General features: G+C 63.1%; 21 protein-coding genes. 10 read left to right on the forward strand and 11 right to left on the reverse strand.

The window, feature by feature from the left end:
* The first annotated feature begins 60 nt into the window (after positions 1–60).
* The 4 genes from AB7951_RS14865 (at position 61) to moaC (ending at position 4450) form a co-directional block, all read left to right on the forward strand.
* Positions 61–1974, forward strand: coding sequence for a peptidylprolyl isomerase (locus tag AB7951_RS14865; protein ID WP_120289971.1), 1914 nt, complete (start codon positions 61–63; stop codon positions 1972–1974).
* Positions 1975–2092: 118 nt separating this feature from the next.
* Positions 2093–3112 (forward strand): anthranilate phosphoribosyltransferase, encoded by a 1020-nt coding sequence (gene trpD / locus AB7951_RS14870; protein WP_120289973.1) that lies wholly within the window; start codon positions 2093–2095, stop codon positions 3110–3112.
* A 7-nt stretch (positions 3113–3119) separates the two neighbouring features.
* The gene (trpC, locus tag AB7951_RS14875) at positions 3120–3926 is read left to right on the forward strand and encodes an indole-3-glycerol phosphate synthase TrpC (protein WP_089264521.1); all 807 of its coding nucleotides are present in this window, start codon (positions 3120–3122) and stop codon (positions 3924–3926) included.
* A gap of 2 nt (positions 3927–3928) precedes the next feature.
* Positions 3929–4450, forward strand: a complete 522-nt coding sequence (moaC, locus tag AB7951_RS14880; protein ID WP_120289975.1) for a cyclic pyranopterin monophosphate synthase MoaC — start codon at positions 3929–3931, stop codon at positions 4448–4450.
* 21 nt (positions 4451–4471) lie between these two features.
* On the opposite strand, the gene AB7951_RS14885 is transcribed toward moaC, so the two are convergent.
* The 6 genes from AB7951_RS14885 to AB7951_RS14910 all read right to left on the reverse strand — a co-directional run bounded on the left by AB7951_RS14885 (position 4472) and on the right by AB7951_RS14910 (position 8578).
* A complete protein-coding gene (locus AB7951_RS14885; protein ID WP_147421642.1) occupies positions 4472–4927 on the reverse strand; it encodes a hypothetical protein in 456 nt (151 codons plus the stop codon).
* Positions 4928–5023: 96 nt separating this feature from the next.
* Positions 5024–5203 carry a hypothetical protein gene (locus AB7951_RS14890; RefSeq protein ID WP_147421643.1) on the reverse strand — a complete coding sequence of 60 codons (180 nt, stop codon included), beginning with the start codon at positions 5201–5203 and terminating at the stop codon, positions 5024–5026.
* A gap of 252 nt (positions 5204–5455) precedes the next feature.
* Positions 5456–5632 carry a hypothetical protein gene (locus AB7951_RS14895; protein ID WP_158596802.1) on the reverse strand — a complete coding sequence of 59 codons (177 nt, stop codon included), beginning with the start codon at positions 5630–5632 and terminating at the stop codon, positions 5456–5458.
* Positions 5633–5816: 184 nt separating this feature from the next.
* A complete protein-coding gene (locus AB7951_RS14900; RefSeq protein ID WP_093758746.1) occupies positions 5817–7031 on the reverse strand; it encodes an ABC transporter substrate-binding protein in 1215 nt (404 codons plus the stop codon).
* Positions 7032–7098: 67 nt separating this feature from the next.
* A complete protein-coding gene (locus AB7951_RS14905) occupies positions 7099–7422 on the reverse strand; it encodes a 2Fe-2S iron-sulfur cluster-binding protein (RefSeq protein WP_092142387.1) in 324 nt (107 codons plus the stop codon).
* A 7-nt stretch (positions 7423–7429) separates the two neighbouring features.
* A complete protein-coding gene (locus tag AB7951_RS14910) occupies positions 7430–8578 on the reverse strand; it encodes a cytochrome P450 (RefSeq protein ID WP_439062646.1) in 1149 nt (382 codons plus the stop codon).
* A 233-nt stretch (positions 8579–8811) separates the two neighbouring features.
* Here AB7951_RS14910 and AB7951_RS14915 point away from each other — a divergent pair, with 233 nt between their 5' ends.
* Together AB7951_RS14915 and AB7951_RS14920 are read left to right on the forward strand one after the other, a co-directional pair.
* Entirely contained in the window at positions 8812–9360 is a 549-nt protein-coding gene (locus AB7951_RS14915; protein ID WP_089264527.1) for a MarR family winged helix-turn-helix transcriptional regulator, read from the forward strand.
* Between the two features lie 244 nt (positions 9361–9604).
* On the forward strand, positions 9605–10231 hold the full coding sequence (locus AB7951_RS14920) for an HAD-IA family hydrolase (RefSeq protein WP_120289982.1): 627 nt from the start codon (positions 9605–9607) through the stop codon (positions 10229–10231).
* Here AB7951_RS14920 and AB7951_RS14925 read toward each other — a convergent pair.
* From AB7951_RS14925 to AB7951_RS14935, 3 genes are read right to left on the reverse strand one after another with little or no spacing between them, the layout of a single operon-like run.
* The gene (locus tag AB7951_RS14925) at positions 10228–10953 is read right to left on the reverse strand and encodes a CbtA family protein (RefSeq protein ID WP_120289983.1); all 726 of its coding nucleotides are present in this window, start codon (positions 10951–10953) and stop codon (positions 10228–10230) included. The two genes, AB7951_RS14920 and AB7951_RS14925, sit on opposite strands and share 4 nt — an antisense overlap.
* A 3-nt stretch (positions 10954–10956) precedes the next feature.
* Positions 10957–11139 carry a CbtB domain-containing protein gene (locus AB7951_RS14930; RefSeq protein WP_089264725.1) on the reverse strand — a complete coding sequence of 61 codons (183 nt, stop codon included), beginning with the start codon at positions 11137–11139 and terminating at the stop codon, positions 10957–10959.
* Between the two features lie 57 nt (positions 11140–11196).
* Positions 11197–11487, reverse strand: a complete 291-nt coding sequence (locus tag AB7951_RS14935; RefSeq protein WP_120289985.1) for a hypothetical protein — start codon at positions 11485–11487, stop codon at positions 11197–11199.
* 108 nt (positions 11488–11595) lie between these two features.
* On the opposite strand from AB7951_RS14935, the gene AB7951_RS14940 reads away from it, so the two are divergent.
* The 4 genes from AB7951_RS14940 to lexA all read left to right on the forward strand — a co-directional run bounded on the left by AB7951_RS14940 (position 11596) and on the right by lexA (position 16936).
* The gene (locus AB7951_RS14940; protein ID WP_120289987.1) at positions 11596–12804 is read left to right on the forward strand and encodes a molybdopterin molybdotransferase MoeA; all 1209 of its coding nucleotides are present in this window, start codon (positions 11596–11598) and stop codon (positions 12802–12804) included.
* A 158-nt stretch (positions 12805–12962) separates the two neighbouring features.
* Entirely contained in the window at positions 12963–15320 is a 2358-nt protein-coding gene (locus tag AB7951_RS14945; protein ID WP_120289989.1) for an Orn/Lys/Arg decarboxylase N-terminal domain-containing protein, read from the forward strand.
* 21 nt (positions 15321–15341) lie between these two features.
* A complete protein-coding gene (locus tag AB7951_RS14950) occupies positions 15342–15911 on the forward strand; it encodes a GNAT family N-acetyltransferase (protein WP_276509735.1) in 570 nt (189 codons plus the stop codon).
* A gap of 302 nt (positions 15912–16213) precedes the next feature.
* Positions 16214–16936, forward strand: coding sequence for a transcriptional repressor LexA (lexA, locus tag AB7951_RS14955; protein ID WP_068730850.1), 723 nt, complete (start codon positions 16214–16216; stop codon positions 16934–16936).
* Between the two features lie 18 nt (positions 16937–16954).
* On the opposite strand, the gene AB7951_RS14960 is transcribed toward lexA, so the two are convergent.
* Both AB7951_RS14960 and AB7951_RS14965 read right to left on the reverse strand, forming a co-directional pair.
* A complete protein-coding gene (locus AB7951_RS14960) occupies positions 16955–19237 on the reverse strand; it encodes a ComEC/Rec2 family competence protein (RefSeq protein ID WP_120289991.1) in 2283 nt (760 codons plus the stop codon).
* A gap of 102 nt (positions 19238–19339) precedes the next feature.
* Positions 19340–21010, reverse strand: coding sequence for a glutamine--tRNA ligase/YqeY domain fusion protein (locus AB7951_RS14965; protein ID WP_120289993.1), 1671 nt, complete (start codon positions 21008–21010; stop codon positions 19340–19342).
* Between the last annotated feature and the right edge of the window lie 63 nt (positions 21011–21073).

Consider the following 21073-nt stretch of genomic DNA (forward strand, 5'->3'; position numbering starts at 1 on the left):
CTCCGGCCCCATGGGCTGCTGGTGCGAGCCGATTCCCCTCCTGACAGATAAGAAGACCCTATGCTTCGAGGAATGCGCAAAGCCTCATCCAACTGGATTGGCAAGACGATTATGGCCGTCGTGATGGGCGTGCTGATTGTCAGCTTCGGCATCTGGGGCATCGCCGACGCGTTCAAGGGCTATGGGCAATCCAAGCTCGCCACCATCGGCTCAACCGAGATCACGACTGAGCAGTTCCGCCAGCTCTATAACGACAAGCTGCAGCAGATTGGCCGCCAGTTCGGCCGCCCGCTGACCTCGGATCAGGCCCGTGCTTTCGGGCTCGACCGCCAGGTTCTGCAGCAGGTCGTCGCCGAAGCCGCCCTCGACGAGGACGCGCGTCGCAAGGGCCTCGGTGTCGGCGACGCCGAGGTGATGCGGCAGATCATTGCGGATCCGAACTTCCAGAGCCCGACCGGCGGCTTCGATGCGCCGCGCTTCCAGCAGCTGATCCGCTCGCTGGGCTTCACCGAACAGCGCTACATCGCCGAACAGCGCAAGGTCTCTCTGCGCCGCCAGATCGCCGGCACCGTCACGTCAGGCGTCGAACCGCCGAAGACGATGATCGAGGCGCTGAGCCGCTACCAGAACGAGACCCGCACCATCGACTACGTGAAGCTCGATGCTGCGCAGGCCGGGACCATTGAGGCGCCCTCTCCCGAAGCCCTCGCCGCCTATTTCGACGAGCGCAAGACCCAGTTCCGCGCCCCCGAATATCGCAAAATTGCCTTCCTCGCTTTGACGCCCGACGAGATGGCCAAGTGGTCGACGGTGTCGGATGACGACGCCAGGAAAGTGTTCGAAGAGCGCAAGGACAAGCTCTCCACGCCGGAGCAGCGCCAGATCTCGCAGATCGTCTTCCCGAACGCGGCGGACGCTGAAGCCGGCCGCGCCAGACTGAACGATACGTTCAAGTTCGAGGACCTCGCCAGGGAACGCGGCTTGTCCGCCTCCGACATAGATCTCGGCATGGTTGCCAAAGCGGGCATTATCGATCCCTCCGTCGCCAATGCTGCCTTCTCGCTGGCACCGGATGGCATCAGCCAGCCGATCACCGGACGGTTCGGCGTGACGCTGGTCAAGGTCGGCAAGGTTCAGGCCGGCACGACGCCGAGCTATGACAGCGTTGCCGCCAACCTGAAGCGCGATATTGCCATCGAGCGCGCCCGTGCTGTCGTGTCCGACATGCATAACAAGATCGAGGACGAACGCGGTGGCGGCGCCAATGTCGTCGATACCGCCAAGAAGCTCGGCCTCACCGCCGTCACCATCGAGGCGGTCGATCGCTCCGGTCGCACCCCCGACGGCCAGCCCGTTGCCGGCCTGCCCACGGGTGTGGACGTCGTGACCCAGGCCTTCAACAGCGATGTCGGCGTCGACAACGACGCATTGCAGGCCGGCGGCGGTTACATCTGGTACGACGTGCTCGGCGTCACGCCCGCACGCGACCGCACGCTCGACGAAGTGAAGGCCCAGGTCGAGGCACGTTGGCGCGAAGAGCAGATCACCACCCGCCTGCGCGACAAGGCTGTCGACATGGCGAAGAAGCTCGAAAGCGGCGCCAAGCTCGCCGACGAAGCCGCGGCAGCCGGACTCAAGGTCGTGACCTCCGCGCCATTCAAGCGCGACGCGAGCGACCCTGCCCTGTCGGCCGGCGTGATCCAGTCCGTATTCCGCGGCGTCAAGGATTCGGCCGGACAGGCGCAGGGTGCCACGCCGTCGGAATGGATCGTCTACCGGATCACCGATGTCACCGCGCCTGCGGTTGATATGGCCTCCGAAGATGCCAAGAAGCTCAAGGAGACGCTGCAGCGCGGGCTGACCGACGAACAGGTCGCGCAATATGTCACCAGGCTCGAGACGCAGATCGGCACCAAGATCAACGCGGAAGCCGTTGCGATCGCCACTGGTGCCGCGAACAGCAACACCAATTAGGAAACCCACGTCGTCATTGCGGGCGCAGCGAAGCCATCCAGAAGCAACAAGCAAAGGCTGGATGGCTTCGTCGCAGATGTCGCCTGCAATGAGATGTGCATCACTCTGAAAGCATCCGATGGACAATCTCAGGGCAATCATTGCCAAGGTCGCGACCGGTGCCTCCCTCTCGCGTGAGGAAGCCTCGGCCGCCTTCGACAGCATGATGTCGGGCGAAGCCACGCCTTCGCAGATGGGCGGCCTGCTGATGGCGCTGCGCGTGCGCGGCGAGACCGTGGACGAGATCACCGGCGCGGTTGAGGTGATGCGCGCCAAGATGCTGCGGGTCGACGCACCGGCCGGCGCTGTCGATGTGGTCGGCACCGGCGGCGACGGCTCCGGCTCCGTGAACGTCTCGACCTGCGCCTCGTTCATCGTCGCCGGCTGCGGTGTGCCGGTGGCCAAGCATGGCAATCGTGCGCTGTCGTCGCGCTCCGGCGCGGCGGACGTGCTAGCGGCCCTCGGCGTCAGGATCGATCTCACGCCCGACGACGTCAGCCGCTGCCTTAGAGAGACAGGCATCGGCTTCATGTTTGCGCCGGCGCATCATCCCGCGATGAAGAATGTCGGCCCGACCCGCGTCGAACTTGCCACCCGCACGATTTTCAATCTGCTGGGACCGCTTTCCAATCCGGCGGGAGTCACCCGGCAGATGGTCGGCGTGTTCTCGCGGCAATGGGTGCTGCCGCTGGCACAGGTGCTGAAGAATCTCGGCTCCGAATCCGCCTGGGTGGTGCACGGCTCCGACGGCCTCGATGAGATCACCCTCACCGGCCCGACCTTTGTGGCAGCGCTGGAGAACGGCAATATCCGCAGCTTCGAGATTTCGCCCGAGGACGCGGGCCTGCCGCGCACCGGTCCGGATTCCCTGAAGGGCGGCGACGCCCAGGAGAACGCCGCTTCACTGCAGGCCGTGCTCGATGGCAAGCCGAGCGCCTTCCGTGACGTCGCGCTGCTCAATGCAGCCGCGGCCCTGATCGTGGCCGGCAAGGTCAAGGACGTGAAGGAAGGCGTGGCACTCGGTCAGAAGTCGCTCGACAGCGGCGCGGCGCTGGAGAAGCTGAAGCGACTGGTCGCCGTCTCCAACGCCAACCTGTGAGACGACGATGTCCGACATCCTGACCAAGATCGAAGCTTACAAGCGCGAAGAAATCGCGGCGGCGAAACGCGCCCATCCCATCGCTTCCATCGAAGCGCTGGCCAAGGCTGCGCCGGCGCCGCGCGGCTTCATGACCGCGATCCACAAAAAGCTCGACAAGAACGAGTTCGCGCTGATCGCCGAAATCAAGAAGGCCTCGCCGTCCAAAGGGCTCATTCGCGAGGACTTCGATCCGCCGACGCTGGCCAAGGCCTATGAAGCCGGCGGCGCCGCATGCCTCTCGGTTCTGACCGATACGCCGTCATTCCAGGGCCATCTCGACTTCATGGTCGCGGCGCGCGCCGCGACCAAACTGCCGGTGCTGCGCAAGGACTTCATGTTCGACACCTATCAGGTGGTCGAGGCCCGCGCCCATGGCGCCGATTGCATCCTGATCATCATGGCTGCACTCGACGATGCGCAGGCGCGTGACATCGAAGACGCCGCCATCGACCAGGGCATGGATGTGCTGATCGAAATCCACGACCAGCCGGAGCTGGAACGCGCGCTGAACCTGCGCTCGCCGATGATCGGCATCAACAACCGCAATCTGCGCACCTTCGAGACCACGCTGACCGCCAGCGAGACGCTGGCGCCGATGATCCCCCGGGATCGTCTGAAGGTCGGCGAAAGCGGCATCTTCACGCCGGACGACCTCGCACGCCTTGAGCGTGTCGGCATCTCCACCTTCCTGGTCGGGGAAAGCCTGATGCGGCAGGCGGACGTGACGGCCGCGACGCAAACGCTGCTCAAGCGCGCGAACGGAACGCATTGATCATGGCCGGCAAGACGAAAAAATCGAAGCAGGCCCCGGCCCTCACCCACATCGATTCCTCGGGCGAGGCCCGCATGGTCGATGTGTCGGAGAAACCGGCGACCGAACGCATCGCGGTGGCCGAAGGTCTGGTGATCATGAGCAAGGCGACGCTCGAGATGATCGTCTCCGGCAATGCTAAGAAGGGCGATGTGCTCGGCACGGCGCGTATCGCCGGCATTATGGCGGCAAAGCGCACATCGGATCTGATCCCGCTGTGCCATCCGCTGGCGTTATCCAAAGTCACACTGGACATCACGCCCGACAAGAAACTGCCGGGCTGCCGCGTACGTGCATCAGTCAAGGTCACGGGCCCCACGGGCGTCGAGATGGAAGCGCTGACGGCCGTCTCCGTCGCATGCCTGACAATCTACGACATGATCAAGGCCGTCGAGCGCGGTGTCCGCATCGAGGGCATCCACCTCGTCGAGAAAAAGGGCGGCAAGTCCGGGCACTATCTGGTCACGGACAACGCCGCGAATTGAATACTCCGCGGTCGCCCGGCGTCAGCCGCAGACATACACGCGCCGCCATCGCCAACCGTGATAAGTCCGCACCCGTATAACGTCATAGCAGTTGTCGTAATACGGATAGCCCGCATAGGCGTAGGACGAACCGAATCCGATCACAAACGGGGCGAAATTCCGGAAGTGACGATTATGGTGGCCGAAGTGATGGAAGCCTCGATTGGACATTCCGGCGAAGCGTGCTCCACCGGGCATGGCGGCGAAACGAGTTGCACCGACCCCGCCGCCGCGCAGGCCGCCCATGGCCATACCGCCGCCGCGGAAGCCACCTCCGTGGAAGGCACCTCCGTGAAAACCGCCACCACCGTGGAAACCACCCCCGTGCCCGCCACCACCGCCGTGGCCGCCCCCGCCGCGCGCCGAAGCATCCATCGGCACGGACGTCATGCCGATGGCCGCAATTGTGGCAAGTCCGATCAACATTTTCCTGAGCATGGCACACTCCCGTCGCAGGTGTGGGCCCCCATCCTCAGAACACCGGTTGCCGCAAATTATTCCCGATGATCGCCAGCGACATCGAACAAGTGGCCGTCACTTGATCATTGGACAACCACCCTCGGCCATCGACCACAATGCTGCGACAGCACGCTTCGACAAAATCGCGAACTGTTCGAGATCGCGCAGGCGCTTATCGAACTGCTGTCGCCGCGCAACCATCTTTGCGGCCAGCACGACGCGCAATTTCTCATGAAGGTCCCCAGAGCGCGTCATCACTGCGAAATCGCGATCCTGCGCCGTCATCGATCTTGTTTACGAACAATAACCGGGACCGCGCGCGACATGGGGGGTGTTTGGCGGCGGTCCCGGGCCAGATCAAGCGACCAACCGGACGGATGAGACATCCGGGCTGGTGCTCGTGGCGGGATCAGCACTACCAAGCAGGACGAGGCCAAGTGTGAATGCGCACTACTTAGTTACGCGCGCGCGTTGTAAGTTTTGCGGTAACCTGAATAGGGGCGGATTTCAGCGATCGCTGTCATCACGGTGCTCGCGCAGGAGACGCTGCCGGCTGCGCTGCGGCTTCATCTCACTGACGATCCACGGCCCGATCTGCGCATCGAGATGACGCTCATATCGTTTGACCAGCAACCACGCAGCAGGTGGCAGCAGCAAGGCCATCAATCCAACCATAATCGACATTCCAAATCCTTTAAATCAAAGGGTTTCGATATCACTAGGTACGTGGAACAGCCTTTTAGGTTTGAAATAGCCCGCATGTATTTTCTGCGGAGCAGCAAGTTACCTACCGATCCGCCAATTCCCGCAACTGGCCCCACATCGATACCGGGAACGACTGATGTTGCCGGTATCGATGCGCGACAGGCTACTTGATCATCGGACAACCACCCTCGGCCATCGGCCGGAACGCCTTTTCGGCAGGGATGGTCGAGAGCAGCTTGTAATAGTCATAAGGCCCCTTCGACTCTGCCGGCTTCTTGATCTCGAACAGGTAGATCGGGTGGATGACGCGGCCATCGGCACGGATCGTGACCTCACCGAACAGCTTGTCCTTGCCCTTGAAGGTCTTCATCTGCGGTACGACGACACTGGCATCGTCGCTGCCCTTGGCGGCCACGGCATTGAGATAGGCCAGCGTGGAGGCATAGACGCCCGCCTGATTGGCGCTCGGCATCTTGCCGTTCATGCCCGGCCGCGCCGCAAAGCGTTTGCCAAAGGCGCGGGTGTCATCATCCATGTCCCAGTAGAAGGATTCCGTCAGCAACAGGCCCTGCGCGGTCTTCAGGCCCATGCCGTGAACGTCATTGATGAAGATCAGGAATGCGACCAGCTTCTGCGGGCCATCCTGCATGCCAAACTCACCAGCTTGCTTGACCGCATTGATAGCATCCGCGCCGGCATTAGCCAGGCCGATCACCTTGGCCTTGGAGCTCTGCGCCTGCAGCAATAGCGAGGCGAAATCGGAGGTGCCGAGCGGGTGCTTCGATGACCCCAGCACCTTGCCGCCGTTCTTCGTGATGTAATTGGTGGCTTCGGCCTCGATGCCCTGCCCCAGCGCGTAATTCACCGTGAGAAAGTACCAGTCGTCACCGCCCCGCTGCATCATCGCCGCTGCGGTGGTGTTGCCGGTGGCCCATGCGTCATTGACCCACTGGATGGTGTTCGGCGAACAGTCCTTACCCGTGAGGTCCGACGTCGCGGTGGATGAGGCCAGGAACGTCATTCTGGTGTTGCGGGCGATATTGTTGATGGCGAGACCGACCGACGAATTCGGCACGTCGACGATGGCATCGACCTTTTCGACATCGAGCCATTTGCGCGCGATGGCTGAGCCGACATCCGCCTTGTTCTGATGGTCGGCATAGACGATCTCGACTTTGATATTCTTGCCGCCGCCGTTGAAATCCTCGGCCGCCATCCGCGCGGCTTCCACCGAGCCCATGCCGTTGGTATCCTGGAACACGCCGGAAATGTCGTTAAGCACGCCGACCCGCACCACATCGTCGGACACCTGCGCCTGGACTGCCGTCGCCATCACGCAGGATGCCGCAGCAGCCAAAACTGTCTTCAAGCCCTTCATTGTCGTCTCTCCCCTCTACCTTGATTGCGCGGGTCCGGACGTTGCCGGTCGCGGTCTTGCTTGCGAGTTACACCTGTCGCTCCGGCAGCCGGAGCACGAGGCCATCGAGCGCCTCGGTGATCTTGATCTGGCACGACAGCCGGCTGTTCGGCAGCCGCTCGCTGGCGACACCCTCCAGCAACTCATCCTCGTCGGCACCGACTGTGCCAACTTTGCCCAGCCAGCTGTCGTCGACATAGACGTGGCAGGTGGCGCAGACCGCGCCTCCGCCGCATTCGCCCGTGATGCCGTCGATGCCATGCAGCAGCGCCGTATACATGGCGCTATCGCCGTCATTGGCGCTGACTGTCTCGGCACGGTCGTCGTGATGAATGAACGTAATGCTCGGCATGGAATCCTCAGGCAGGCGTGAAGGTGACCGGCAGGCTTTCGAGCCCGCGCAGCGTGTTGTTGTAGCGGCGCTTGACGTCGCCGGTGATCTCGATCGATGCGACCTTGCGCGCCAGTGCGGAGAGCATGACCTCGCCCTCAAGCCGCGCCACGAGCTGGCCGACGCACATGTGGATGCCGGAGCCGAAGCCGACATGACCCGATGTCTTGCGGGCGATATCGTAGCGTTCGGGATCGGCCCAGCGGCGCGGATCGCGGTTGGCAGCGGCCAGGAACATCAGCACCTTCTCGCCCTCACCGACATGGCAACCGCTGATCTCGACGTCGCGCGTCGTGGTGCGGAAGAAGGTCTGCACCGGACTTTCGTAACGCACGGCCTCCTCGAAGGCGTTGCGCGCCAGCGACAGGTCGCTGCGCAGCCGCGCGAATTCTTGCGGGTAGCGCGCCAGGCAATAAACGGCAGCGCCGATACCGTTCACCGTCGTGTCCAGCCCTGCCGACAGCAATGAGCGCACCAGCAGCGGCGCCTCGTCGGCGGTGATGTCGCCGGTGTCGACCCGCGCATGGATGCAGGCGCCGAAACCGCCGGGCGCGAGATTGTCGCGCTGGCATTGCGCGGCGACATAGGCCTGATGAGGCGCTGAGCGTTCGATGGCGTCCTGGCGCAGCTGGTTCGGCGGACCGAAGGCATTGAAGACAAGACCGGCATAAGGCAGCAGGTTTTCGCGGCCTTCCTTCTGCAGTCCCATCGCATCGGGGAACACCGAGAGTGGATAGGCTTCGGCAAGATCCGCGACCGCGTCGAAACTACGCCGCTCCAGCAGTTCGTCGACCTTGGCATCGGCCGCCGCGGCAAAGCCATCGCGCAGCTGCTTCATCACCGCGGGCGACAGGACCTTGTTGAGTACCGCGCGCGTGCGCGTATGTGCCGGCGGGTCGGCTTCGAGAATGAGGCTCGGCGGGCGCCACGGTTTCTCCCTGGCGAAGTCGCTAAGACCCACGCCGCGGCTCGAGCAGAACGTTGCGGGATCGTTCAGGACTGCATGAACTTCGGCATAGCGCGCGACCGCGTAGACGTTCCATTTGTCGAGATACACCACGGGCCCGGCTTCACGCAGCACCTCGTGGGTGGGGTGAGGATCGGCGAAGAAGTCCATGGCGAAGGGATCGACGTCGAGGTGGACGACGGGCTGAGACGATAAGTCGTTCGGCAGGGCTCCGCCGAAGGACAGCACCGGCGGGGTGTGGGGCGATGCCATCGTGACCGTGGCAACCATGTGAATCTCCCATATTTTCTTGTTGGCAATTGCGGCTGCGTGTCTCTATTCCTCAGGACCACGTGATCTCGCCGATTTCGACGACGTCACGCTGGCAGGCAGGATCGTGGTGCATGAGCAAGAATGGATCGGGAAAAACGGTTCGAAAGCCCGCCAAGGCGAAAGTGACCAAGGTCAATGTCAGGACTGTCGCCGCGAGAGCGCCCGCTTCGAAAGGAGGGCAGTTGCTCGATCTCGAGCGCTATGTGCCGGCCTTCATCACCTTCATTGCGAACAAGCTGTCGCGCAACGCGACCGCGCTCTATCAGAAGCGCTTTGGCGTGAATGTCACCGAGTGGCGCATCATGTCGCTGCTGGCCATCGAGCCCGGCATTCCCGCCTCGCGCATCTGCCACGTCATCGGCTTCGACAAGGGACCGGTCAGCCGCACGCTTGCCATGCTGGAAGAGCGCGGCCTGGTCGCCATCAACGCCGACCCGGACGACGCACGCACCCATTCGATTACGCTGACCACGAAGGGTCGCACGACCCATGACGCCGTCATCGTGACCGCGCTGGAACGCGAGCGAAAGCTGCTGTCCTGTCTGGATGAAAGCGAACGCGAAGTGCTGATCGACTTGCTGCGACGCATTCACGGCAATCTCGGCGCGGTAACCGGCTAGACCACCACGCGTTACTCGCGCGTCATCAATCGCTGTCCCGCACAAGCGGTCCACCATCGTTTCTCTCCCTGCAGGGCCCGGCAATTGACTGCTCTAAGTAGCGCCCTCTTTGGAAAGGCTCTCACGAATTAGTTGCCTAGGCAACAGAAATATCGGGACGGTTTGTCACGCGGAGGCAAGGATTTTCTGCCATCATCCGCTAACCTGCGCCGCACATGTTCAATCGTTGAGCCAAAAGATACAGATGACGATGTCGCTTACGCCAAATTCCGCAGACGCCCTGCTGTTTGATCTCGGCCGCGTCGTGCTGGATATCGATTTCACGCGCGTGCTGAAGGTCTGGTCGGACTACGCGCAGTGTACACCGGACGACATCGTGAGCCGGTTTGCGCGCGGCGACGTCTATATGCGACACGAGCGCGGCGAGATTTCCGACGACGCATTCTTTGCGCATCTGCACGACACGCTCGGTATCGATCTGACGCCGGCACAATTTCTCGAAGGCTGGAATGCGATCTTCGTCGGGGAGATGCCAGGCATCGCCGAACTCCTCGCGCATGCCTCAAAGCGCTGGCCGCTCTACGCGTTCTCAAACACCAATGTCGCGCATGTCACGCATTTCTCGGAACACCATGCCGATCTGCTCAGTCACTTCCGCACGGTGTTTCTGTCGTCCTCGATCGGGCTTCGCAAGCCCGATGCAAAATCCTATGAGCACGTCATCGCGGAAATCGGCATCCCCGCCGACCGCATCGTGTTCTTCGACGATCTACTCGATAATATCGATGCTGCCCGTGCTTGCGGATTGCAGGCCGTCCACGTCACCTCGCCGACATCGGTCGCCGAGGCGCTCAAGGCACTCGGGCTTTAGGTCCGCGAGATGCGCTGGAAGGCGATGCTGGTGAGGACGCCGAGCAGTGCCCAAAACAGCAGGCTGGTCAGGACCGCCGCAACGACGAAACTGTGCGACAGCGTTTCCGGGACATCCGTATGACCAGCGGGCGCCTGTGGCGCGCCGATCAGATGCGGCAGGATGATCAGGCCAAGGCCGAGAATGGCGGCCCATGACGCCTTGCGGAACACCAGCAGGCCGAGCCCCGCCGCAGTGGCGCAGGCAGTGCCGATCCACCAGGTCTGGCGCAGGGTGAGGTCGGCGACAGGCATTCCCGGTAATTCCGGCGGCAGGCCGAGGCCGGGCGCCGCCGTAAAGACAACGAAACCGCCAAGGCCCCAGAACAGCCCTTCCCGCCAACCCACGGCCCGGCCGCGCAGCGCGAAGATGCCGGCCAGCAGCAACGCGAAGCCGATAGCCGTCAGGATATTGGCGCCGGTGGTGAAGGCATTGCGCTGCAAGCCCTCGGCGGGCTCCCATTCGGCCTCATGACTATGGGCGGCGGCGCCATGGTCGTGCGTATGGGCGGGCTGCGCGGCAGCCGTCGGCGCAACAGCAGCCGGCGCTTCCGCCTTGCGCTCATAAACTTCGCTTTTCTGGATCAGGGGAATGGTCCCGACCATCTGGGCGCCGGTGATGGCAGCGCCAGTGATCACGCCAGCCAGCGCTGCCGAGAAAACGATCGACCTGAAGATGGACATGTCTCAGTGGCAGGGGAATGCGTTGGCGTGGCGCGTGTCATGGGCCGCATTGTGGACGGCGCTGATATGCGAGAAGCCGACCACGCCGACGATGAACAGACCGAGCGCCATGGCCAGAACGGCCTGCACGACGACGTTGACGTCAGTGGTGACGGCGGAGATCTGGGCGGTCTGGGTCTGTTGCATCGGAATCCTCGCAAAATAGACGGTCAATTTAGCCGAGTTGCACCGGTGGCGCGACCGTTAATTTTGCATCGCGCGGGCGAGATCCCGGCTGGTCAGATGAAAGTTCGCATCTGCCGCCACCGGCGCACGCACCAGCTTGGCGCCAGCCGCCGCCTGGAACACCGCTCTGTGGTCTTGAAAATAGGCTGCGCAGTCCTCCGGCGACGGGTAGCGCCGGAGCAGCGTCCGGAACGCATGACGGTGCACCATGCATAGCCCGCGATGGCCGGACGGCCGGAACGCCAGCGCATCCACATCCGCCCGCCAGATGGGCGCTTCATCGGCGGTTGCGGCGTGGTTGTCGGTCATGATCGCCGATGTCTACCGTGTTTCCCTGCCCTGCCAAAGCGCCGGTGGTTTTGCGTCCGCTCCCGCTCTCCGCTATGACGGGCGCCCACACTGCCGGAGATCCCCGCGATGGCCCTGATGCCGGTTACCGATGCCATGGCCGCGATTCTCGCGGGCGCCGATGCGCTGCCTGAGGAGATGGTGCCGCTGGAAGACGCGTTCCACCGCGTGCTCGCCCGCGACATCGCTTCGCTGCGCACCCAGCCACCGGAGCCCATGTCAGCGATGGACGGTTATGCTGTGCGCGCCGCCGATGCGACGTTGGGCGCCAAGCTCCGCGTCATCGGCGAGATCGCCGCAGGCAAGCCATTCGACCGCCCGCTGCAGACCGGCGAAGCCCTGCGAATCTTCACCGGCGGCGTTTTGCCCGCTGGCGCCGACGCCGTGGTAATCCAGGAAGATACTACGCGCGATAGCGATATCGTCGGGATCAACGAGGCCGCGATTTCCGGCAAGCATATCCGCCCGGCCGGCGTCGATTTCAATGAAGGCGATGTACTACTGCGCGCCGGCACCCGCCTCACCGACCGCGATCTGGCGCTTGCCGCCGGCATGAACCATCCGTCACTGCCCGTGCGGCGACGGCCGGTCGTTGCCGTGCTCGCCACCGGCGACGAACTGGTCATGCCCGGCGCGGTCCCCGGCCCCGGCCAGATCGTGCTCTCCAATGGCTTCGCGCTGCGTGCGTTGGCCCGTGCCGAAGGCGCCGAGGTGATCGATCTCGGTATCGCTGTCGACACGCTGGAGGCGACCACATCGGCCATTCAGCGCGCGATCGATCTGAAGGCGGACGTGCTGATCACCACCGGCGGCGCGTCGGTCGGCGACCACGACCTCGTGCAGCAATCCCTGATCAATGCCGGCGTCGAGATGGCGTTCTGGCGCATCGCGATGCGGCCCGGCAAGCCGATGATGCACGGACGCCGCCAGGGCATGCGCGTGATCGGCCTGCCCGGCAATCCCGTCTCGTCCTATGTCTGCGGCTTCCTGTTCATGGTGCCGCTGCTGCGCGCGCTATCCGGCCGAATCGAGGTCGCTCACGCGCTCGAACCCGCGGTGCTTGGCCGCGACCTCGCCGCCAACGACCAGCGCGAGGATTACCTGCGCACGCGTCTGGAAACGCGCGCCGACGGCACCGTGGTGGCGACGCCGGTGATGAAACAGGACTCGTCGCTGCTAGGAAATCTGGCTGTTGCCGAAGGACTTCTGATCCGCAAGCCATTCGCTCCCGCCGCCGCCGCTGGCGATTCCTGCGCGATCATGCGACTGCCTGTTTAAAGGCCGAGATGCGCGATGGAATGCCGGGCCACCGGAACTTCCGCCGCGCGGCATGTTCTCTGAGCTTTTTTCTGACTGAGATACCTTAACGCGGCTTCAGTCACTGAATTGTCACGTAACGCAGCGAGACATCGCTGCGAAACAAGATCGGTGCACAAATGGACTATTTCAAACGCTTCAATTTCCTGTTTGCGATGCCAACATTCGACGCCGACGATCTCGAGGGCATTCGGCTCAATCAGATCGTCGATGAGATCGAGCGTTCCGGCTTCGAGGTCGTCAAGGCGCGCAAGCTCGAAGACGCCACGATCGCGGTCCAGACCGACGCGGCCATCGGCTGCATGGTGGTCGACTGGGGCAAGAAGGGCCTCGAAGGCAAGACCGCGGCGCTGATCAACCTGATGCGCAAACGGGGCCTCGACTTTCCGATCATCCTGCTGATCCGTCGCAAGCGGTTTGAAGACGTCCCGGTCGAGGTGCTCGATTTCATCGACGGCTATGTCTTCCTGTCGGAGGAAACACCGCCGTTCATCGCCAAGAATCTCATCAGCCGGTTGAAGCAATATGCCGAGACGCTGAAGACGCCGTTCTTCGGCGCTTTGGTCGACTATGCCGAGGAAGGCAACCAGCTCTGGACCTGCCCGGGCCACAATGGCGGCGTGTTCTACAGCCGCAGCCCGATCGGCCGCGTGTTCATGGAGCATCTCGGCGAAGCCGTGTTTCGCGACGACCTCGACAATTCGGTGCTCGATCTCGGCGATCTGCTGACTCATGAGGGCCCTGCGCTGCAGGCGCAGAAGGAAGCCGCGCAGATTTTTGGCGCGGAGAAAACCTATTTCGTGCTCAACGGCACCTCGACCTCCAACAAGGTCGCGCTATCGGCCCTGGTCACCGATGGCGACCTCGTGCTGTTCGATCGCAACAACCACAAAGCGGCCCTGCACGGCGCATTGATGATTTCAGGCGGTGTGCCGATCTATGTGCCAACGACGCGCAATCCCTGGGGCCTGATCGGCCCGATGAACTGGGATGCGCTCGACGAGGACGCGCTGCGCGAGCGCATCCGTATCAATCCGCTGGTCACGGATCCCGAGGCCTGGAAGCGTCCACGCCCGTTCCGCGTCGCCGTGGTCGAACAGTGCACCTATGACGGCACCATCTACAGCGCCGAGATGATCATCGCGCGCATCGGCCATCTCTGCGATTATATCCTGTTCGACGAGGCCTGGGCGGGCTTCATGAAATTCCACCCGCTCTATGCCGGCCGCTTCGCCATGGGGCTCAAGGAGCTTGGTCCGGATTCTCCGGGTATCATCGCGACGCAGTCGACCCATAAGCAGCTTGCGAGCTTCTCTCAGGCGTCGCAGATCCACATGAAGGATCGCCACATCCGCGGCCAGAAGCGCCGCGTCGAGCATCGGCGCTTCAACGAAAGCTTCATGCAGCACGCCTCGACCTCGCCGTTCTATCCGCTGTTCGCATCATTGGATGTCGGCGCGCAGATGATGAAGGGCCGCTCCGGCGAAGTGTTGTGGGACGACACGATCCGGCTTGGCATCGAACTGCGCAAGAAGATGCGCGCCGTGCGCCGCGAATTCGAGGAGAAGGAAACCCGCGCCGAGCGTCGCTGGTTCTTCGAACCCTTCGTGCCCGAGCGCGTCGCGATTCCCGACGCAGCCAGCGAAGGCGCTGTTCACAATGTGCCCTGGGAAAGCATCGGCACAGACCAGCTGGCCACCAATCCGGCTTATTGGCAGCTCGCGCCTGACGCCGCCTGGCATGGCTTCCCCGGCATGGAAGCCGGTTTCACCATGACCGATCCCAACAAGCTGACGGTAGTGACACCCGGCTTCGACCGCACCACCGGCGGCTATGCGGAACACGGCATCCCCGCGCCCGTGGTGGCGCAGTTCCTGCGCGAAAATCGCATCGTGCCGGAGAAGAACGACCTTAACTCGCTGCTCTTCCTGCTGACGCCCGGCGTGGAGGCCAGCAAGGCCGGCACGCTGATATCGGGCCTCGTCGCCTTCAAGAAGTTTCATGACGACAACGCGCTGCTGGAAGACGTCATCCCCGAATTCGCCAGGCGCAGGCCGGCGCGTTATGCGGGCATACGCCTGCGGGATCTGTGCGGCGACATGCACCGGTTCTTCCGCGAGGCCAATGTGAGCGAACTTCAGACCAGGCAATTCTCCGCCGACCATCTGCCGGAGATTGCCATGTCACCCCATGATGCCGCGCGCTGTCTGGTGCGCAACGACGTCGATTACCTCCCGATCGATGAGATTTTCGGGCGCGTCGCGACGACGCCGTTCGTGGTCTACCCGCCCGGCATCGCCACGATCGTCCCCGGAGAACGGCTCACCGAACGGTCAAAGCCGATGATCGATTATCTCAGGATGTTCGAGACCTGCTTCAACACGTTCCCGGGCTTCGACGTCGAAATCCAGGGCATCTACCGCAAGGTCGACGCCAATGGCCGGATCCGGCTTTACACTTACGTGGTCTCCGAATAGGGAGCACGTAAGGAGCCAGATTTGCCAACGGAACTCGAACAGCCGGTCGTCATCCGACCATCACGCGACACCGACGTCGATGCCATGCTGGCGATCTATCGCCGGCACATCCGGCAAGGCGTCGAGGAAGGCGTCAGCGACGCCGACACGCCGCAGCCCGACGATCTCAGAGACCGGCGCAAGAACCTGCGCAGCAAACGGTTCCCGCACCTCGTCGCCACGCAAGGCGGCGAGGTCGTGGGCTACGCCTATGTGGTGTTGTTCCGCAAGCGACCGGCCTACCGCTACACGGTCAAGCATTCGATCTATATCCACCACGGGCATGTCGGTCGAGGCATCGGCCGGCTGCTGATGCGCGAACTTATCGACGTGTGCGCGGCGGCCGGCTTCCGGCAGATCATCGGCTATATCGATGCCGACAACACGGCCTCGCTCGGCTTGCATGAGAGCTTTGGCTTTGCCCGCGTCGGCTTGCTGCCCGGCGTCGCCTATCGCTCCGGCCGCTGGGCCGACACGATCATGGTTCAGCGCTCGCTGGCGACCGGCTCCACGACTCCGCCGCCGCCCATTGGGCGCATGACGTCCGCGTAGCCCAGGCGACCGCGGAAGCATTTTCCATGTCCGTCGAGGATCGACGACTGGTGAGGAACAGCCTCCTCAAACCTCCCTCAACGTGCATTCTGTTGACGGCAAATTAAGCATTGCAGAACACATATGGAACATATAGTGTTCGTTCATGATTTGTTTCGAGATTCTGTGGCTTTGAGTAGTTTGAGAGTGCCCGAACTCGCGCAACCGATCTTTGAACGATCGTCTCAGGATTGAGGCTCACCGTTCGAAGGCCCTTTGAAACGCACGCGGCGGCCGACACCGTCAACTGAGGATGGCTTCAGATGCTCACGCGCAAACAATACGAACTCCTGCGATTCATCGATCAACGGCTGAAGGAAGCCGGCGTCCCGCCGTCCTTCGACGAGATGAAGGATGCGCTCGACCTGCGCTCGAAGTCCGGCATCCATCGTCTGATCACCGCGCTGGAAGAACGCGGCTTCATACGCCGTCTGCCCAATCGCGCCCGTGCCATCGAAGTCATCAAGCTGCCAGAGCTCGGCGCGCCGGTCACCGGCGGTACCGGCCGCCGCGGCTTCACGCCCAGCGTCATCGAAGGCACGCTTGGCAAGGTGCGTTCGGCCGCCAGCATCGCCAGCAACAGCGGCGATGATGACAATGGCCGCACAGTTGCCATCCCGGTGATGGGCCGGATCGCGGCAGGTACGCCGATCGAGGCACTGCAGACGCGCAGCCACACCATCAGCATGCCCGCAGACATGCTCGGTTCCGGCGAACATTACGCGCTCGAAGTGCGCGGCGATTCCATGCAGGACGCCGGCATTCTCGACGGCGACACCGTGCTGATCCAGCGCAACGAGAGCGCCGACACCGGCGACATCGTGGTGGCCCTGATCGACGACGAGGAAGCCACGTTGAAGCGCTTCCGCCGCCGCGGCGCGTCGATCGCGCTGGAGCCTGCGAATGACGCCTACGAGGTCCGCATCCTGCCGCCCAACCGGGTGCGCATTCAGGGCAAGCTGATCGGCCTGTATCGCCGCTACTGAGATTTGCGCCTCGGCGGATTACTGATCTTCGGGTTGAAGATCGGCTTCCGCCGGCGTCGCATCCACCGGCCGATTTTGTGGCGTACGACTGTTCGGGATCAGATCGTGCTGGGGCTCATCAGGAATGGCGCGCGACCACGGACGGTCCAGGCCACGCGGTCGCACGGCATCGATGGTAAAGCCGTTCGCGGTTCGCTGCAGGCTCACCGCACCATTTCGTTGCAAGCGATCCTGATCGATCACCAGCGCCCTGCAATCCCTCGGCGATTGTCGCGCCGTGACGATGAGCGCCGCTTTCTCGCAATCATCTGTGAAAGCATCCGGCTGTAGAACCAGCGCCACCAAAGCGCCATCGGCCAGCGCCGCGATGCACCCGTCGCGGTCGCAGGACACGCCGTGGCCGACTGAGGCATCGGTCGGCAGGCGTGCATCCGCATCGCCGGCAAGCCACTCTTTCAGCAAAAATGTATCCTTGGCGCTGCGCATCACGTGGAGATGCCCGTCCCTGCCCCGTACCGCGACGCTGCGACCATCACCCGAGATCAGCACATCCGGCTGCTTCACCAGCAATGCCCATACAATCGAGAGCACCAGCACGCCAGCCCCCGCGAAGCGCAACGGCGTGCGCAGCAATCCGAGCACGATGATGCCGATACTGGCTGATATCAGCGGTCCAGTGCCGAAGGCCGGCATCCGGCCGATGGCACCGGGCAAGGCTGCGACCCATTGCGTGACCACGATCATCCACTGGATGCCGACATCCATTAGCCGCCAGAACACACCGTCAAAGCCAAACGGCATGGCCACCAAACCAAGAATACCCGCCGGCATCACCAGCGCTGAGACCACCGGCATCGCCAGGAGATTGGCGACAACGCCATAGGGCGTGACGCGGTGGAAATGAAACGCGGCATAGGGCGTGGTGGCGAGGCCCGCGACCAGCGAGGCCAGCACGAGCATCGCGATCTCGCGTCCGCCCCATAGCGCCACGCGCGCCGTCGCGGAATGATCGGGCGAGGCAAACAGCGCGGGCATGCCGATCTGTACCAATGCGACCAGCCCCAGCGTCGCCGCGAATGACATCTGAAAACTCGGATGCACCAACGCTTCCGGCGCAACGATCAGCACAACCATTGCTGCCACCGCCAGGGTGCGGAACGTCACCGCCCGGCGATCGACCATGACTGCAATCAGCACGACGGCCGTCATGAAAAACGATCTCTGCGTCGCGACTTCAGCACCTGACAACAGCAGATAGAACAGTGCTGCGAATAACGCAGTAGCCGCTGCGACTTTCTTGATCGGGAACGTCACCGTCAGCACGGGGATCAGTGCCAGCAGCGCGCGGATCGCAAAGAACACCACGCCGGCGACAACGGCCATGTGATAGCCAGAAATCGACAATACATGACCGAGGCCGGAGATGAACATCGCATCATTGACGTCAGCCGAAATCGCATCGCGGCGGCCCGTGAGCAGCGCCGTGGCAATGGCGCGGCTATCGCCCGAGAGCACGGTGCGGATCCGCGCGTCGATGGCGTCGCGTAGCCCCTGCATGGTCGCCGAATAGCGTAGCGCCACACTCGGCTGTATCGGCGGATCGACTGCCTTGATGCCGCCCATCACAAAACCGGACGCGCCGATCCCTTGAAAATACAGATCCCGTCCGAAGTCGTAGCTCCCCGGCCGGAGCGGCGGCAGCGGCGGCTGCAGCCTTGCCTTCAATTCGACGAAGCTGCCGACGGCAGGCGCCATGCCCTTCTTCACCGACAGCCGCACACGGGTGAGCTTCGGCGCGGCGCGCGGGCTGTCCATCGTGGCAACGCGCAGCACGAAGCGATCCGTGCGCTCCCGTTCCTCGTGCGTTTCAACGAAGCCGGTCAGCGCGACGGAATAGAGCGGCTTCGCCAGAACCTCATGAGCCACGCGCGCGGTTTTCATTGCAGCCATCGCAAAGCCGGCCGCGATTACCGCAATGAGCAAGATCAAGGGAAACCATCGCTGCCGCCGCAGCAAAAACGCAGCCACGCAAAGAAGGCCTGCCGTCGCAGCGGCAACCCAGGCCACCGGCTCATGCTCAGCGGCAAAATACAGCGCGATGCCGGTCCCGAAAGCGATCGGCACCCAAGGCAGCAAGCGACCGGGACCAGCTTCGGCCCACACCCACGTCCAGAGCGTCTCGAAGCCCGATGTCGACGACGTCGGTGACGGGAGAGCGACGCCTGCCGTGGCCGGCGGCGGCCATGTGGTCGCCGTGCCGGATCGGCCCCGCCGCTGTTGCTGATCCCCACCCCGCGCCATCGAACGCCCGCACGCCAAGCTTGTCCTTCCGAATGCTATCGGAAGGGCAAGCGGCGGCTAGCGGAACGGATGCAGAATACGAAAACTAATCCCTGGGGTTGCTCAAGCGAGCTTGGCGTAGCTGTCGCGCAGACCGACGGTACGGTTGAAGACCAGCTTGCCCGGCGCTGAATCCTTGTCGCGACAGAAATAACCCTGGCGCTCGAACTGCACGACATCGCTTGTGTTGTCGCTCGCCAGCGCCGGCTCAAGCATGGCGCCGGTCAGCTTCTCCAGCGAGTCCGGATTGAGCTGCGATGCGAACTCGGTCGCATTGGGCTGCGGATCGGCGAACAGCTGATTGTAGACGCGCACTTCCGCCTGCACGGCATCTGCAGCGCTCACCCAATGGATGGTCGCCTTGACCTTGCGGCCGTCCGGCGCATTGCCGCCCCGGGTTTCCGGATCATAGGTGCAGCGCAGTTCGACCACCTCGCCGGCAGCGTTCTTGATCACGTCCTTGCAGGTGATGAAATAGCCGTAACGCAAGCGGACCTCGCGGCCCGGCGCCATGCGGAAGAACTTCTTCGGCGGCTCTTCCATGAAGTCGTCATGCTCGATGTAGAGCTCGCGGCCGAATGAAATCTGCCGGTTGCCGAGCGACGCATCATCGGGATGGTTGATGGCTTCGAGCTGCTCGGTCTGTCCTTCCGGGTAGTTCTCGATCACCACCTTCAGCGGCTTCAGCACCGCCATGCGGCGCTGCGCCGTGCGATTCAGTGTCTCGCGCACGGCGAAATCGAACATCGAGATATCGACGGTCGAGTTGGCCTTGGCGACACCGATGCGCTTGACGAATTCGCGCAGTGCTTCGGCAGGAATGCCGCGGCGCTGTAGGCCGGCCAGCGTCGGCATCCGTGGATCGTCCCAGCCGGTGACATGGCCGCCGCGGACAAGCTCGGTCAGCACGCGCTTCGACAGCAGCGTGTAGGTCATGTTGAGGCGCGCGAATTCATACTGATGCGGCCGCGATGGCACCGGCAGATTTTCCAGGCACCAGTCGTAAAGCGGCCGGTGATCCTCGAATTCGAGCGTGCAGATCGAATGCGTCACGTGTTCGATGGCATCCGACTGACCGTGCGCGAAGTCGTAGCTCGGATAGATGCTCCAGGCGGTGCCCGTGCGCGGATGATGCGCATGCAGGATGCGATAGATCACGGGATCGCGCAGGTTGATGTTGCCCGACGACATGTCGATCTTGGCGCGCAGCACGCGGGCGCCGTTCGGGAATTCGCCGGCGCGCATCCGCGCGAACAGATCGAGGTTCTCATCAACCGAACGGTCGCGGAACGGGCTGTTCTGGCCGGGCTCCGTCAGGGTGCCACGCTTAAAGCGGATTTCTTCCTGCGACTGGTCATCGACATAGGCCTTGCCGGCGCGGATCAGATGTACCGCCCAGTCATAGAGCTGCTCGAAATAGTCCGAGGCGTAATGCAGGTTGCCCTCGCCCCAGTCGAAGCCGAGCCAGCGGACGTCGCGCTGGATGGCGTCGATATATTCCTGCTCTTCCTTGGTCGGATTGGTGTCGTCGAAACGCAGGTTGCAGTGGCCGCCGAATTCCTCGGCAACGCCGAAATTCAGGCAGATCGACTTGGCATGGCCGAGATGCAGGTAGCCGTTGGGCTCCGGCGGAAAGCGCGTCACCACGCTCTTGTGTTTGCCGGATTGCAGGTCCGCCGCAACGATGTCGCGGATGAAGTCACGGCCTACGTCGGATACCGATTCGTCTGTCATTTGCTGCCTTTCAAGCTGCGCCCTATGTGCCAAATCCGGAAGGCCGCGCCAAGGCCGGATCAG

The sequence above is a fragment of the Tardiphaga sp. 285_C5_N1_2 genome (assembly GCF_052076065.1).
GTDB classification, from domain to species: domain Bacteria; phylum Pseudomonadota; class Alphaproteobacteria; order Rhizobiales; family Xanthobacteraceae; genus Tardiphaga; species Tardiphaga robiniae.